Source organism: Williamsia maris (assembly GCF_024171815.1).
Taxonomy (GTDB): domain Bacteria; phylum Actinomycetota; class Actinomycetes; order Mycobacteriales; family Mycobacteriaceae; genus Williamsia_A; species Williamsia_A maris.
Window position 1 is genome coordinate 287,245 of record NZ_JAMTCJ010000002.1, and the last position, 15,008, is coordinate 302,252.

The following is a 15,008-nucleotide window of genomic DNA, read 5'->3' on the forward strand; positions in this document are numbered from 1 at the left end:
GCTCGCCACCGTGGTGCATTGTGTAGTCGTGGATCGAGCAACCAACCCTGCCGACAACGTGTCCGTCAGCTATCGCACCGTCGGTGACGGACCGCCGATGGTGATGTTGCACGCGACTGCGCTGTCGCAGGCCATGTGGCGCGCATTCGGATACGTCGCCGCTCTGCGGGACTCACATCGGTTGCTGCTCATCGACTTCCGGGGGCACGGACGAAGCGACAAACCGCATTCGTCGAGCGCCTACGCGATGGATCTGTTGGTCGGTGATGTCCTCGCGGTTCTCGACGAGGAGGGAATCGACCGTGCCGACGTGTTCGGCTACTCGTTGGGCTCGCGGGTCGCGCTCTCGATGGCCACCTCGGCGCCCGATCGGGTCCGGCGGCTGGTGCTCGGCGGCACCAGCAGTCGCGTCCAGGCGGGTGCGTTCGACGCGCTGTTCTTTCCCGGGTGCGCGGCGGTCCTGGCCGACGACGGGATGGACGCATTCATCGCGCGATGGGAAGAGCAGCGGGGCACACCGGTGGACCCGGCCACACGAATGGCGTTCTCGGTCAACGACGCAACGGCCCTGGCCGCCTACATGCGTGAACTCGACCGCGACCCCGGCGTACCCGATGCCGCACTCGCTGCCCTACCCCATCCGACGCTCGCGTTCGTCGGCGCAGACGACGACACCCGACTCGCCGACACCGAGCACGTTGTCGAGACGATCCCCGACGCACGGATGCTCATCGTCCCCGGCCGCGACCATGCGTCGACCCCGGCCGCGTCCGAGGAGATATTGGCCGAGGTCGCGCCGTTCCTCAGCGTGAACTGACGCCCGAGCCCACCTTCGCGGTACCGAACTGCATCGACTCGGTGATCTTGTCGCGGCGGGCGTCGATGTTGTCCAGCAACACGTTCTGCCGGAAGGTCCACGGCCGGGCCGTGGACGACTTCGGCAACTCGTCGATCGCACGCTGGATGTAGCCCGACTGCAGATCGAGAGCCGGCACCTCGGGCAGCGTCTGTCCACCACGATCCGGGTAGGCGTGGGTGTAACCGTGCTTGTCCATGTAATGGATCAGCTCGGCCACCGACTTCGCGGTGACGTCGGCCCGCAGCGTCCACGAGGCGTTGGTGTAGCCCAGCGACCACGCGAAGTTCGGGACCTCCTCGAGCATGCGCCCGCGGTAGAGGAACTTCTCGTTCGGCTTGAGTTCTGCGCCGTCGATACTGAGATCGATGCCGCCGAACGCCAACACCTGCAGGCCGGTCGCGGTGACGACGATGTCGGCGTCGAGATGCTGACCGGACGTCAATGCGATTCCGGCAGAGTCGAAGTGGTCGATGTGGTCGGTGACGACGTCGGCCTTACCGGACTTGATGGCACGGAACAGGTCGGCGTCCGGGATCACGCACAGACGCTGATCCCACGGGTTGTAGGTCGGGTTGAAGTGCTTGTCCACGTCGTAGCCCTCGGGGAGGATTCGGGTGGCCAGTCCGCGCAACAGCTTTCGCGCGCGGTCCGGGAAGCGTCGGCAGAAGAGATAGAACCCGAGCGCGACACCGGCGTTCTTCTGGCGAATCACCCGGTGGGCGAGTTTTGCGGGCAACACCTTCCGCAACCGCTGAGCGTTCTTGTCCACCAGCGGCAGCACCGTGATGTAGGTGGGCGAGCGCTGCAGCATCGTCACGTGCTCGGCGTCGCGAGACATGGTGGGGATGAGCGTGATGGCGGTCGCGCCACTGCCGATGACGACCACCTTCTTGCCCGTGTAGTCGAGGTTCTCCGGCCACTGCTGCGGGTGCACGACGGTGCCCGCGAAGTCGTCGATCCCGGGGAAGTCCGGGGTGTAGCCGCCGTCGTAGTCGTAGTACCCGGTGCACAGGTAGAGGAAGCGCGACGAGTAGGTGACCGGGGTGCCGTCGACCGTCGCGTCGACCGTCCACCGGTCCACGGTGCGGTCGAAGTCGGCGCGCAGCACGTGCACGCCGTGCCGGATGTTCTTGTCGATGCCGAACTCGCGAGCCGTGTCGACGAGGTACTGACGGATGTCACCGCCGTCGGCGATGCTGCGCTCGCCCTCCCACGGACGGTAGGGGTAGCTGAGCGTGTAGATGTCGCTGTCGGAGCGGACGCCGGGGTAGCGGAAGAGGTCCCAGGTACCGCCGATGTTCTCGCGACGCTCGAGGATCGCGTAACTCAGACCGGGATTGCGTTCGTGGACGCGGTAGGCGGCGTTGATGCCGGACAGACCGGCTCCGATGATCAGGACATCGCGGAACTCGACTGCGGAATCACTGCGCTGCTCAGATGCTTGCGTCATTGCTCACCCTCTCGATGCGGCCGGTCCGGCGGGGCTGTCCACGGGTCGACCAGTTATTGACTTTCTGACAATAGCGCGCTTATTGACCAAATTTCAATAGCGTGACGCCTTCAATGGTACGTCGGTGTATCACCCCAGTACGAGGGCTGCGGTGACGATCGCGACGATCCCCGCGATCACCGCCACGTCGAGCAGTCCGGGGCGTCGGTCGGGCCGCGACACCGAGCCGATGCCACCACGGTTGTCCATCGACGCGGCGACCTCACGTGCGTTCTGCGCGGCCAGCGCACACGCGATCGGCATGCACGCCGACCACTGTTCGGCCCGGTCACGCACCGAACGCTGTCCGGGTGCCCGTCGCTGCGCCACCGTCTGCAGCAACACCCGGAAGTCACCGATCATGAACGGCAGCAGTCGCAGCGCGACGGTCACCGACACCGCCACCGACTGCGCCGGGACGCCGATCTTCGCCGCGTATCCGACCAGTCGCTGCGAGAACGCGGGCACCTCGACCATCGGCGTCGTCCAGCAGAACAACAGCGACACGTAGAACGAGATGATGGTGATGGAGATCAGGATCGCCCACGTGCTCGCGCCGCCGAGACCCAGTTCGACCCCGGCTACCGTCACGAACGGCTTCCCACCCCCCATGGCGGTGACGAACCCACCGCCGAGCATGACCAGGAAGATCCACCACGGCAGCCGCGGGAGCGCGGCCACGGGTATGCGTCCGGCCGCCGTCCAGGCGACCGCGATGATCACCGCGGCGGCGACGCTCACCCACGTGGGGTTGATCCCGAACATCAGCGCGAGCGCGGCGATCGCGAAGACCTTGCTCCCCACCCACAACCGCTTCGCCGGCGACGTCCCGGGCAGCACCCGCCCGACCACCCCGGCCAACGACGCCCTCGACGACCGCGCGAGCCGGACCGGGCCGGGCACGATCTGCGGGACCTCGAGGAGTCGGTCGGCGATCGGCGTGAGCTCGTCGACGTCGTGGGTGACGACGATCAACGTCGTGCCCGACGCCCGCACCCGGGCGAGTGCGGTCACCATGGCCACCCGGGACGGCTCGTCGAGACCGGCGAGCGGTTCGTCGAGCACGAGCACCCGCGGTCGCGCGGCGAGCAGACCGGCGAGCGCGACCCGTCGCTGCTGTCCCACGCTGAGGTTGTCGACGCGCTGGTCGGCGATCGACCGGTCGAGACCCATCTCGCGCAGGGATTCTGCGATCACCGGATTCGTCGACGAGATGAGACCGGCGGCGTCGGCGATGTCGTCCCGCACGCGCGCCCGAACCAGCGACAGCCGTGCGTACTGATGCCCGAACAGGGCGCCGGTGCGGTTGTTCTGCACCGGGACGCCGTCGAGCAGGACGACTCCCTCGTCGGGCCGCTCGATACCGGCCAACAGGCGGGCCAGTGTCGACTTGCCCGCACCGTTCGCACCGGTGATCAGGACCGTCTGACCCGCGGCGATGGTCAGATCCACCTGCGCGAGGACGTCGCGGTGCCAGGGGGTGCCGCTGTCGTGGGCGAAGCGCAGACCGTGGACGTCGATGCGGCCGCCGCCCGCCGCCATCCGACCGCGCGCCGACGCCGGCGCCTCGTGGGTCGCGGTGTCACCGCCGGGAACGGCGATCGTGTGGTCGGACTTCTCGATCTCGTCGGCATCGTGGGTGATGTGGACGATGGTCGTGCCCGCGTCGGCCAGTCCGCGGTAGACGCCCATCAGCTCATCGCGACCGGACTTGTCGACCATCGCGGTGCTCTCGTCGCTGACCAGCAGCTGCGGGTCCCGGGCCAGAGCACCGGCGATCGCGAGGCGTTGCAGCTGTCCGCCGGACAGTCGCGCGGTCTCGGCGTCGAGGCCCACGTTCAGTCCCACCCGCTCGAGCAGACCGGTCGCCTGCTGCGGGGTGAGATGCGGGTCGCCCCAGGCGAGGTCGTCGCCCACCTGCAGTCCGAGGACGCTGGTCTCGGGTCGCTGACCGATGACCGCGGTGCCGCCGGGCGCACCGAGTCCGGGGTTGCCGCGACGGAACACGCTGCCCATCGTGGGTCTGCGGCCCGAGATGACGCCCGCGAGTGTGGACTTGCCCGCACCGTTGCGGCCGGTGACGCTGACGAGTCCGCCGACGCCGATGTCGGCGTTGATGCCGGAGATCGTCGGCGTGATCGCACCGGGATGGGTGACCGACACATCGCGCAGCGACACGGGCACCGGGGCGATGAGGCCCGTCTCCTCGCCGACGGAGTCGGTGACGGGCTCGCCCAGGCGCTTCATCAGCGAGACCACCGGCGCGCGGACCACCACCGCGGTCGCCATCGCGGCCAGCACCACTCCGAGCAGGGTGCCGACACTGATGGTGATCGGCCAGACCCGAAGTGCTGCGGTCACGGCGCGGTCGAGCGACTGCACGTCGGTGAACCCGGCGTTGGACAGGATGCGGGCGGTACCGCCCACGCCGTTGCGGATCTGGTCGAACATGAACTCGCGGTAGGTGCTGAACACCGCCAGCAGGCCGGTGAAGAGCACCGCCGCCGGGATCCCCAGTGCGACGATCGAGACCCCGAACGTCGTCGGGGCCGACCAGCGACGCCGGATCGCGATGCCGCAGAAGATGCCCATCACCGCCGCGGAGCCCACCATGTTCGCGGTGCCGTAGCCGCCGAACAGCAGGGCGACGATCCAGCCGGTGGCACCGGCGAGGAGACCCACGCGGAGTCGGCGGCGGGCTCCGAGCAACGCGAACGGGATCGACGAGACCAGGATGGCGGCGCCCGCGATGGGCAGCACCCGGCTGAGCACGCAGATCGCGGCGGCGACATCGGCGAAGGCCGCGGCCTCGGCGGCCTCGATCGCGGTGATGGGGCGACGGATGCGCTTGCGCTGCGGTTCCTGCAGCACCCGATCGGAGTCCAGGACGGAACTCATGGTCACCGTCCTCTCGATTCGGTACAGATGGTGTCCGTTCCAGGGTGCCAGAGCAGCGGTGTCCGGGTTCGCCGACGACGTGTCGTCTGAGGGTTTCGCCAGAATCCGCGAGGGATCGGGGATGTCCCGACCTCGTCCGGCACCTCGATTCTGAGGAAACGCTGCGAGTTCGCCCGGCGACCCCGTCGACGACGTGCGCGGGCCGGCGTCGGGAGGTACCTAGTCTGAGGTGGGCCGACCGCCGGTCCCGTTGCTCAGCGTGTCGAAGAATGAGGTGACGGCGATGCTCTCCCGCCTGCCCGGACGGGTGCCGGTGTTCCTGGCCGTGGTGCTGGTGTCCGCGATCGTCGGCGGATCGGTCTTCGCCGCCGGTGCGCCGTCGCGGCCGATCACCGCCCCGCAGACCGCCGACCCGCGCCCGGAGAAGGTCCAGTCCGCACGCGATTCGCTGTCTGAGGCCAAGCTCCTGTTCAGCTTCCTCACCGCGGCCGTCTCCGGCGGTACCGCCACCATCACCACGCTGACGACGGGTGTCGGGCAGGTCTTCGACTCCGTCGACACCGCCCGCACCGGCGCCCAGCAGTTGGCCACCGCGCTGCAGCAGGCGCCGTCGCTGTCGGCCGCCGGGGACGACGTGTCCCGGGCGACCACCGCCGCCTCGAAGGCGTTGACGCAGGTGTCGTCGCTGTCGAGCGCGGTCGGTCCGCTGAGCGCGTTGATCGACCGGGTCGTCGCTGCGGTGCAGTCCAACGCCATCCCGGGGGCCCGCTCGAGTCTCCCGGCGCTGCGGTCGTTGCAGAGCGCGGCGCGCAGTCTCACCTCGGCGACCGGCGGGGTGGCCGGTCTGCAGGGTGCGCTCGCGGGGTTGGGTCCGTCGGCGCGGTCGGCGGCGGGCAGTGTCGACGGGGCCATCGGTTCGGCCCGACGGTCGGCAACCCAGCTCAGCGACGGGTTCGGCACATTGTCGTCGGCCCGACCGCGAGCGGTCGAGGCAGCGGGCACGCTGTCGAAGTCGTTCGGACAGTTGACCACTGTCCTCAAGTCCATCGACGGCAACATCGCCGCGGCACAGGCCGACCTGGGACCGGAGGCCTCGCTCACCCCGCCCGCGTCGGTGGATGCGACCGACCGCCAGGTCGTCCTCGCCCGCGACAACGCCCCGCTGATCGCACGCTCCATCCTGTGGGCGGCGGTCGCCGGGCTGCTGACGTTGGTTGTCCTCGGGTGCGGGACGCTGATTCTCCGACACCGCGCGCGCCGAGGCGGGAAGATCGACGACGATCCCCCGGTGGACGACCCGACCGACGACGAAGGACTGCAGCGATGAGCACCGACAGCGAGAAGACCGCGGCCGAGCGGCCGGCGGCGTGGCGCGAGGGCTGGGACGAGGGCATCGACTCGCTCTACGCGGCGACCCGCGACACTCCCCCGCCGGATTCACTGGAGTTCCCGACACTCACCTATGAGGTGACCGGGCGCATCGCTCGGATCACCTTCAACCGGCCCAGGCAGGGCAACGCGATCACCGCCGACACCCCGCTCGATCTCGTGGCGTCGGTCGAGCGCGCCGACCTCGATCCGCGCGTGCACGTCATCCTGTTGTCCGGTCGGGGCAAGGGGTTCTGCGGCGGCTACGACCTCGGAGCATTCGCCGAGCGGAGCCAACGGCCCGAGGGGGACGGCCCCGACCGCGTCCGCGACACCCCGTTGGACCCGAGAGTGCAAGCAGCGAACCATGATCCGAGCGGCGTCTGGGATCCGATGATCGACTACGCCATGATGAGTCGCTACAACCGCGGCTTCGCGAGCCTGATGCACGCCAACAAGCCCGTCGTCGTCAAGCTGCACGGCTTCTGCGTGGCCGGCGGCACCGACATCGCCCTGCACTGTGACCAGATCATCGCCGCCGACGACACCAAGATCGGCTACCCACCCACCCGCGTGTGGGGTGTCCCGGCCACCGGGTTGTGGGCGCACCGCATCGGGGACCAGCGCGCCAAGCGGTTGCTGTTCACCGGCGACTGCATCACCGGAAAGCAGGCCCTGGACTGGGGACTCGCCGTCGACGCCGCCCCCGCCGAGGAACTCGATCAGCTCGTCGAAGACTACGTCGCCCGCATCGCCCAGATGCCGGTCAACCAGTTGATGATGATCAAGTTGGCCCTGAACTCCGCCCTGAACGCCCAGGGCATCGCCAATTCGGCGTTGATCAGCACCGTCTTCGACGGGGTGTCGCGACACAGCCGTGAGGGGTACGCGTTCCAGACCCGTTCGGCCACAGTGGGCTTCCGCCAGGCCGTCCGCGAGCGCGACGAGGCGTTCGGGGATCAGAAGAAGTCCTGACCGTCGGTCGGGTATACAACCAGGATGAGCACCCGGAGCTACGGAGGCGAGACGCGCGTCGCGCGCGACGACCGGCGACGGCGACAACTCCTGGATGCGGGACTCGAGATCTTCGGATCGGTGGGCTTCCGCGCGGCGACGGTGCGCGGGGTGTGCCGCGACGCCAAGGTGGCCGACCGCTACTTCTACGAGCAGTTCCCCACCCTGGAGGACCTGCTGCTCGCGGTGTACGCCGAGTGCGTCGAGACGATGATGTCGGCGGTGGTCACCGAACTGTCGGCGCTGCCGCCCGATGCCGATCCGGCGACGCTCGCCCGCCACGGACTCGACGCGTTCTTCCGCGTCACCGAGGATCCCCTGGTGGCGCGGGTGGTCTGGCTCGAGGTCCTCGGCGTCAGCCGGCGGGTCGACCAGCTGTATCTCGAGACCCTCAACCGGTTCGGCGACCTGCTCGCTTCGCAGATCCGTGTCGATCCGTCCGTCACCGACCACGACGACGAACGCCGGGTGCTGATGACCTCGGCGGTGGGCGGCATCCGTCAGGTCGGTACCGCATGGCTGATCGAGGGGTACGCCACCGACCGCGCCGTGCTCGTCTCTGCCTCCACCCGGGTTCTGGTGGCCATCGCCGACTCCCTGCGCTGATCGAGACCACTGCGCTAATGTGATGACGCTTGTCATCACATTGAGGAGAATGCCTGCCGTGACGCAGTGTCAGGACGACTGGATCGTCGTCGGTTCCGGTTTCGGTGGGAGCGTCGCGGCGCTGCGTCTGGCCGAGAAGGGGTACGACGTCACCGTCGTCGAGAAGGGCCGCCGCTTCGCCGACGCCGACTTCGCGGCCAGCGCCTGGCAGGTGGGCAAACTGCTCTGGGCGCCCTTCGTGGGGCTGCACGGCATCATGGCCATGACCCCGTTCTCGCACGTGACGGTCATCAGCGGGGTCGGCGTCGGCGGTGGCTCCCTGGTCTATGGGAACACCCTCTACGTCCCGCACTCCGACGACTTCTACCGGCACCCGCAGTGGTCCGAGCTGGCCGATTGGCGGTCTGCGCTCGCCCCGCACTTCGACACCGCAAAACGCATGTTGGGCGTCACGACCTTCGCCGGCGACGGTCCGAGCGAGACCCTGATGCGCGCGATCGCCGACGACCTCGGCGTGGCGGACCGATGCCATCCGACCGACGTGGGGGTCTTCCTCGGCGAGCCGGGCGTCCGCGTCGCCGACCCCTACTTCGGAGGCGACGGACCCGATCGCGCCGGCTGCATCCGCTGCGGTCAGTGCATGCTCGGTTGCCGACACAACGCCAAGAACACCCTCGAGAAGAACTACCTATACCTGGCCGAGAAGCGTGGCGCACGAATCGAACCCGGTCGCACCGTCGTCGACATCACCCCGATCGGCGCGGCCGACGGATCCGACGGGTACACCGTCACGACCGTGCGATCCGGCGCAGTCCTGCGCCGCGATCGGCGCACTGTCACCACCCGTGGCGTGGTCATCGCGGGCGGCGCCCTGGGCACGAATCTCCTGCTGCGGAAACTGCGTGATCGGGGTTCGCTGCCGCGTCTGTCCGATCGGCTGGGACACCTCGTGCGGACAAACAGTGAGGCCATCGTCGCGGTGACAGCCGGCGACCGGGCCGCCGACCTGCGCAGCGACATTGCCATCACGACCAGCATCCATCCCACCGATCAGATCCACTTCACCAACAACACCTACGGTCTCGGCGGCGATGCGATGGGTCTCACGTTCGGGCCGCTCACCGGAGGACGGATGCGCCTGGCGCAATTCGTCGTGGCCGTGTTGACACGTCCACTGCGTTGGCTCAGTCCGACCCGCATGTCGGGTTGGTCGAGGCGGTCGGTGGTGTTCACGATCATGCAGAGCACCGACACCGCGTTACGGCTACGACGCCGACATCGATTCGGCCGCATCAACACAACACTCGGTGACGGTCCAGCACCCGAGGGCGATCTGCCGATCGCGCGGACCATCGCCGAGTCCGCGCTGCGCCACATCGGCGGGTACGGGTCGACGGCGATCACCGAATCACTGCTGGCCCGTCCGACCACAGCGCACATCCTGGGCGGCGCGGTGATCGCAGACGGGCCCGAACACGGTGTCGTCGACCGATACCGACGTGCCTTCGGCTATCGCGATCTCCTCATCACCGACGGGTCCACCGTTCCCGCCAACGCCGGCGTCAACCCGAGTCTCACCATCACCGCGATGGCGGAGGAGGCGATGGTCCACGTACCCGACAAGGGCGCCATGCCAACAGGACTCGATTCCGCCGCCGGCGAAAGTCGGCTCTCGGCGGGCCGGCATCGGCCATAGGTCCATGCCGGAGCCGTGACCGCAGAGTTTCGCCGCCGAGCCGGTCGGGACAGCCCAGATCTCTACAGCAGATGTGTCCGCCGGTAGATCTTCTCGGCGGTGGGGGTCAGAAGTCCGACCTCGTCGAGGAACTGCATCAGGTGTACGCAGCCGCCCCGCAGCATCCGGTGTCGGTGCTCGTTGGAGAGCATCGCCCCGACCGCGCGGTGTTTGTCCAACCCCGCGTCGACGAACGCCTGCGGGCGAACGAGATTGAGCACGATCATCTCGGCGCCGAGCGCCACGAGCACGGCACTGGTCTCGCGTCGCAGGCGTCCGACGCCGGCCATCGACTCGCGCACCTGTTCACGCGCGAACCGCATGTGCCGGGACTCCTCGAGGACGTGGATCTCGTTGACCGTGTGGATCATCGGCAACACGGTGTCGTCGCCGATGGAACCGCGCTGCATGACGTCGAGGATCTCCTCGGCGATCAGGATCCCCGCGTACGCCACCTCGTTCTTGGCAGTGTTCATGAAGACCTTGCCCATCCGCGCCACACGGCGTGACGGGTGGTACGACGTCCCGACCATCTTCTGCGACGCGAGCGCGAACATCAGCGAGTGCCTGCACTCGTCGGCGACCTCGGTCATGGCGAACTGGAACTCCGGAGAGTGGTAGTCGGACGACCGCTGATCGCGGATGATCATCTCCTGCAGCATCATCTCGAACCAGATGCCGATGGTCATGACCGACGCGAACTCGTGGCGGGTCAGCCGGACCCGCTGCTCGGTGGTCAGTTCGTCCCAGTACTCGGTCCCGTAGAGCGCCGACCACTCCGGGCGACACGCGTACAGCGACGGGTCCAGGGCCAGGTCCCAGTCGATCTCGGACATCGCGTTGCGCGACGATCGCGTCGACGACTCCACCAGACGACTCGAGATCTGGTCCATGCCCCGATCCAGCGAACTCTGCAGCACGGTCACGTGATACTCCCACCGTTGAATGTGCCATTCATCAGTGTCACTGTATACGCGATCGTGAGATCGGCAAGAGTCGAGCGATTCGAGAGGGTCTCAGCCGGCCTTGCGCTCGGCGGCCTTCTTCGCGGGGGCCTTCTTGGCGGTGGTCTTCTTCGCCGCCGCCTTCTTGGCCGGGGCCTTCTTCGCGGCCGCCTTCTTCGCGGGGGCCTTGGCGGCCGGCGCCTTCTTCTCCGAAGATTCCGACTCGTCGGAGCCACCGCGGTTCTTCACCGATGCCCGCAGCGCGGCGAGCAGGTCGGCGACCTCGGAGTCCTCGTCGTCGTCGGAATCGGACTTCTCCGGGGTCGGGAACGCCTCGGTGCCTTCGGCTTTCGCCTCGATCAGCTTCGAGAGCTCGAGCTGGTAGGTGTCCTCGTGTTCGGACGGGTCGAAGTCGCCGGCCATGCTGTCGATGAGCGACGCGGCCATCTCGAGTTCCTGCGGACGGATGGTCGGCTCCTCCTCGAGCGACGGGAAGTCGGCCTGCCGGACCTCGTCGGGCCAGAGCAGCGTCTGCAGGGTCATCACGTTGCCGACGACCCGCAACGCGGCCAGCCGGGTGCGATTGCGCAGGGTGAACGTCACGACGGCCACGCGGTCGGTGTCGGCGAGGGCCTGACGAAGGAGCACGTAGGCCTTGGGCGACTTGGACGCCGGCTCGAGGTAGTACGGCTTGTCGTAGTAGATCGGGTCGATCTGCTCGCGCGGGACGAACCCGGTGATCGAGATCTCGGGGCTGCGTTGCACCGGCAGCTCGGCGAGGTCGGACTTGGTGAGGATGACCGTCTCGCCGCTGTCGCTCTCGTACGCGTTGGCGATGTCGGAGAACTGGATCTCGTCGTCGGTTCCCTCGCGGACCTTGCGGTACCGGATCCGGGTGCCGTCCTTGGAGTCGACCTGGTGCGAGCTGCGGTCGTGGCTCTCCGTCGCCGAATAGACCTTGACCGGTACGTTCACCAGGCCAAAGCTCAGATCGCCTTTCCAGATCGAGCGCATGGACATCATTGTGCCGACACCGTGCTCCCGGCGCAGCCCCCTGTGTGCATTCCGTGACCTCCTGTTTGTCCCCGGCGCGCACGGGCATGTACGCCGGGGTCCTCAGGTCAGACCGTCACCGATGCCGAAAATCATCGTCGGTCGGTGTCGACGATGCTCAACGCCAGGCGGGGGCAGGCCTTCACGGCGCGCTTGGCTCGCCCGTGCGCACCCGCGTCGATCCCCGGTTCTCGCTCTCCTCGAACGCTGACCGGGTAGCCCCACTCGTCGCGGTCGAAGGTCTCCGGCAGGAGTTCGACGCACAGCCCGCGGCCGTCGCATCGGGTCCAGTCCACGTGCATCCGACTCATCGCCGTCCTCCTGGTGCACCGCAACGGCCGACAGCGTGGGCGGCGACGTCGTCGGCGAACACCGCGCACGCGGACCGCACCATGCGGGCGGTGCCGTCGGGATGAGTGCAGGCGCCGCGCTTGTCGATGGTGTCGGCCAGGCGCGCCACACGTGCGGCGTTCTCCGCGCCGCCGCGCGCGAGCAACTCGGCCACGGCGTCGGCGAGAGCAGGCAGCCCGAACCGGCACGGTCCGCACTGCCCGGCGGTCTCGCTCGCGAGGTGGTCGACGATGGCCGACGTGGCGGCCAGGCCGCACTCGTCACGACGCAGGTAGCGCAGCACCCCTGCGCCGGGACTCGCGCCGACGGAGCGCAGGGTCCGGGCCGACATCGACACCCGTCCGACATCGGCACGGTCGATCCAGGTTCCGTGGAACCCGCCGACCAGGACCGCACGCAGATCGCCGGGGGCGAGCGACGGAACGCTACGCAGGACTGCGCCCAACGGTGTTCCCATGTCGATCTCGAGCACCCCGTCGATCGCATCGGCGCCCGCGAGCGTGACCAGCATCGTGCCGGGTTCGTCAGCGGTGCCGCGCTCACGGAACCAGCGCGGCCCGCCACGTGCGATGAGGGCCAGGTGCGCCAGGGTCTCGACGTTGTGTACCAGGGTGGGCCGGCCGTTCACGCCGGACACGCTCGCACTGCGTCGTTGGTCCATCGGCCGTCCCGGTCCGCCCGAGACCAGGTCGATGAGCGCGGTCTTCTCCCCGTCGACGAATCGACCCGGTGTCGCGGTCACGGTGGTCGGGGTTGCGTCCCAACCCGATTCGCGTCGAGCGTCGATCACGGCTCGCAGATGCGCGACGCGGTGCGCCGGGACGCACAGGAAGGCGGTGTCGGCGCCGATCGCGGCGGCCGCCGCACGCAGACCGTCGAGGACGAGATGCGGTGACCGGTCGAGCAGTACCGCGTCCTTACGGCTCAACGGCTCCCCCTCCGCACCGTTGGCGATAATCACCGGGATGCCTGACGCGCGGTCGGTCGCGGCGAGTTTGCGTGCCGAGGGGAACGCGGCGCCACCGCGGCCCGTCAGCCCGGCGGCCTGCGCCATGGCGATCAGGTCGGCACCGCGGGAGGGCAACGCGCCGTGGATCTGTCGGTGTCGGTCGAGGTCGTCGCCGGCGCCGGTGAGCAGACGCGGGGTACGGATCCCGGACGCGGTGTCGCCGAGCGTGTCGGGCAGCGGTGCTGTGGATGTCGTCATCGCAGGGACACCTTTCGGGTGCGGTGGAACTCGGTGAAATCGGCCCTCAATCGCAACGCAAGCGCCACGAGGACGGCCAGGACGGTGATGGCGACCAGGACGATCATCCAGGCGTCGCCGGTGTCGCTGCCGCTGCCCAGGCCGTGCGCGAGCGCCACCGGCCACATCGCGTAACTGATCCAGTGGACCGCGCGGAACACCCTGTGACCCAGTCGGTGTCGCAGCAGGCTGGTGACGACGACGACGATCGTCATGTCGAGCGTGAGAGTTCCCAGGCCGACCCAGAACCACTCGTATCCGCCGCCGAAAGGTACGACGACGTCGACGAGGTCGAGTTGGGCGTAGGGGTCGATCACCAGCGTGGTCACGTGCAGCGCGATCAGCAGGGTGGCCGACAACGATGCGAACTGGTGGACCGCGACCACCCCGAACCGCGGCAGACCGAACACGCTTCGTCCGGAACGGCCCGCGATACCGAGCACGAGCGACACCGTGAGCATCAGCAGTGCGGTGATGCCGGTGCCGCGACCCAGCGCCCACAGCGCCTCGTCGGTCATGCCGCGAGTTGGTCGGGGGCGGGCCAGCCGTTGCACCCGATGACGGAGCGGTCGGCGGCGATCAGGCGGGCCGGGAGTCCCGTCGCCGCAACCCAGTCCGCTCCGGCATCGCCCTTGACGATGCACGCGGTACTGACCGTGTTCGCGTCGACACAGCGTCGGGCGACCACGGTCACCGTGCGCCATCGCACCTCGGCGGGCAGTCCGGTGGCGGGATCGATGATGTGGTGCATCGACGTGCCACGATGCCGCCACCGCCGGTGCAGGGTGCTCGAGGTGGCCACGGCGCAGTCGCCCTGCAGGGCGATCTGGGTACGCGGTTCACCGGGACCGTCGTCGACGGTCACCTGCCAGCCGCCGGTGGGTGTCTCACCACGTGCTGCGATGTCGCCACCGAGGCTCACCATGACGCCGCAGCCGATCTCGTCGGCGATGACGTCGGCGGCGAGGTCCGCGGCAACCGCCTTTGCGGTGGCTCCGAGGTCGAGGGTGATGCCCTCCGGAACGGCGAGGGTGTCACCGTGCCTGCGGATCAAGGTGTGGTCGGCCGGTCGGATCCGGATGCGGGGCATGCCGTCTCCGCGGTCGGCCTGTGCCGGATCGGCCAGTACGGCCGCGAGATCACGGTCGTAACCGAGGGAGACCAATGCCTGACCCACGGTGGGATCCACCGCACCGTCGGACGCGCGGGCGGCGTCGAGGGCCGCGTCGACGAGCGTGCGCAGCGCCGGCGAGATCCGCGTCGGACGTCCACGCCGGATCGACTTGCCGTAGAGCTCGGCGTCCGGACGGAACCGGCTGCACGCGCGGTCGACGTCGTCCAGGATCTTCTCGACGATCACCCGTGCGTCGCTCAGTCGCCGCGGATCGGTCACGGTCAGCGACGCGTCGAGGCCCCAGATCTGCCAGGTGCATGCGGCGGTCATC

13 protein-coding genes are annotated in these 15,008 nt (G+C 68.7%); 5 read left to right on the forward strand and 8 right to left on the reverse strand.

The window, feature by feature from the left end:
- Nucleotides 1-28 precede the first annotated feature (28 nt).
- Nucleotides 29-817, forward strand: coding sequence for an alpha/beta fold hydrolase (locus LX13_RS08315; RefSeq protein ID WP_253660871.1), 789 nt, complete (start codon nt 29-31; stop codon nt 815-817).
- On the opposite strand, the gene LX13_RS08320 is transcribed toward LX13_RS08315, so the two are convergent.
- Both LX13_RS08320 and LX13_RS08325 read right to left on the reverse strand, forming a co-directional pair.
- Entirely contained in the window at nt 804-2,309 is a 1,506-nt protein-coding gene (locus LX13_RS08320) for a flavin-containing monooxygenase (protein WP_253660872.1), read from the reverse strand. The two genes, LX13_RS08315 and LX13_RS08320, sit on opposite strands and share 14 nt — an antisense overlap.
- 129 nt (nt 2,310-2,438) lie before the next feature.
- Entirely contained in the window at nt 2,439-5,246 is a 2,808-nt protein-coding gene (locus LX13_RS08325) for an ATP-binding cassette domain-containing protein (protein WP_253660873.1), read from the reverse strand.
- A gap of 259 nt (nt 5,247-5,505) precedes the next feature.
- Between LX13_RS08325 and LX13_RS08330 the strand changes: the two genes are divergently transcribed.
- The 4 genes from LX13_RS08330 to LX13_RS08345 are packed head-to-tail and all read left to right on the forward strand — an operon-like array spanning nt 5,506 to nt 9,930.
- Nucleotides 5,506-6,573 (forward strand): hypothetical protein, encoded by a 1,068-nt coding sequence (locus LX13_RS08330; RefSeq protein WP_253660874.1) that lies wholly within the window; start codon nt 5,506-5,508, stop codon nt 6,571-6,573.
- Complete coding sequence (locus tag LX13_RS08335; protein ID WP_253660875.1) at nt 6,570-7,589, forward strand: crotonase/enoyl-CoA hydratase family protein; 1,020 nt, start codon at nt 6,570-6,572, stop codon at nt 7,587-7,589. The genes LX13_RS08330 and LX13_RS08335 overlap by 4 nt, the downstream gene beginning before the upstream one ends.
- 24 nt (nt 7,590-7,613) lie before the next feature.
- Nucleotides 7,614-8,234: a TetR/AcrR family transcriptional regulator gene (locus tag LX13_RS08340; protein ID WP_253660876.1), complete on the forward strand. Its 621-nt coding sequence runs from the start codon at nt 7,614-7,616 to the stop codon at nt 8,232-8,234.
- A 58-nt stretch (nt 8,235-8,292) separates the two neighbouring features.
- Nucleotides 8,293-9,930, forward strand: a complete 1,638-nt coding sequence (locus tag LX13_RS08345) for an FAD-dependent oxidoreductase (protein WP_253660877.1) — start codon at nt 8,293-8,295, stop codon at nt 9,928-9,930.
- A gap of 62 nt (nt 9,931-9,992) precedes the next feature.
- Here the strand turns inward: LX13_RS08345 and LX13_RS08350 are convergent, their stop codons facing one another.
- The 6 genes from LX13_RS08350 to LX13_RS08375 form a co-directional block, all read right to left on the reverse strand.
- Nucleotides 9,993-10,862, reverse strand: a complete 870-nt coding sequence (locus tag LX13_RS08350) for an AurF N-oxygenase family protein (RefSeq protein ID WP_253661787.1) — start codon at nt 10,860-10,862, stop codon at nt 9,993-9,995.
- Nucleotides 10,863-10,985: 123 nt separating this feature from the next.
- On the reverse strand, nt 10,986-11,927 hold the full coding sequence (gene ku / locus LX13_RS08355) for a non-homologous end joining protein Ku (protein ID WP_253660878.1): 942 nt from the start codon (nt 11,925-11,927) through the stop codon (nt 10,986-10,988).
- Nucleotides 11,928-12,058: 131 nt separating this feature from the next.
- Nucleotides 12,059-12,277, reverse strand: a complete 219-nt coding sequence (locus tag LX13_RS08360) for a ferredoxin (RefSeq protein WP_253660879.1) — start codon at nt 12,275-12,277, stop codon at nt 12,059-12,061.
- Nucleotides 12,274-13,524 carry an NADH-ubiquinone oxidoreductase-F iron-sulfur binding region domain-containing protein gene (locus tag LX13_RS08365; RefSeq protein WP_253660880.1) on the reverse strand — a complete coding sequence of 417 codons (1,251 nt, stop codon included), beginning with the start codon at nt 13,522-13,524 and terminating at the stop codon, nt 12,274-12,276. Before LX13_RS08365 ends, LX13_RS08360 begins: the two co-directional genes overlap by 4 nt.
- Entirely contained in the window at nt 13,521-14,081 is a 561-nt protein-coding gene (locus LX13_RS08370) for a ferric reductase-like transmembrane domain-containing protein (protein ID WP_253660881.1), read from the reverse strand. Before LX13_RS08370 ends, LX13_RS08365 begins: the two co-directional genes overlap by 4 nt.
- Entirely contained in the window at nt 14,078-15,007 is a 930-nt protein-coding gene (locus LX13_RS08375; RefSeq protein ID WP_253660882.1) for an FAD:protein FMN transferase, read from the reverse strand. Before LX13_RS08375 ends, LX13_RS08370 begins: the two co-directional genes overlap by 4 nt.
- Nucleotide 15,008 lies beyond the last annotated feature (1 nt).

Excerpts from the sequence above, each read along its gene's own strand:
- LX13_RS08320 (WP_253660872.1), bottom strand. The coding sequence starts at position 2,309 with ATGACGCAAGCATCTGAGCAGCGCAGTGATTCCGCAGTCGAGTTCCGC.
- LX13_RS08325 (WP_253660873.1), bottom strand. The coding sequence starts at position 5,246 with ATGAGTTCCGTCCTGGACTCCGATCGGGTGCTGCAGGAACCGCAGCGC.
- LX13_RS08335 (WP_253660875.1), top strand. The coding sequence starts at position 6,570 with ATGAGCACCGACAGCGAGAAGACCGCGGCCGAGCGGCCGGCGGCGTGG.
- LX13_RS08340 (WP_253660876.1), top strand. The coding sequence starts at position 7,614 with ATGAGCACCCGGAGCTACGGAGGCGAGACGCGCGTCGCGCGCGACGAC.
- LX13_RS08350 (WP_253661787.1), bottom strand. The coding sequence starts at position 10,862 with ATGGACCAGATCTCGAGTCGTCTGGTGGAGTCGTCGACGCGATCGTCG.
- ku (WP_253660878.1), bottom strand. The coding sequence starts at position 11,927 with ATGCGCTCGATCTGGAAAGGCGATCTGAGCTTTGGCCTGGTGAACGTA.
- LX13_RS08360 (WP_253660879.1), bottom strand. The coding sequence starts at position 12,277 with ATGAGTCGGATGCACGTGGACTGGACCCGATGCGACGGCCGCGGGCTG.
- LX13_RS08365 (WP_253660880.1), bottom strand. The coding sequence starts at position 13,524 with ATGACGACATCCACAGCACCGCTGCCCGACACGCTCGGCGACACCGCG.
- LX13_RS08370 (WP_253660881.1), bottom strand. The coding sequence starts at position 14,081 with ATGACCGACGAGGCGCTGTGGGCGCTGGGTCGCGGCACCGGCATCACC.
- LX13_RS08375 (WP_253660882.1), bottom strand. The coding sequence starts at position 15,007 with ATGACCGCCGCATGCACCTGGCAGATCTGGGGCCTCGACGCGTCGCTG.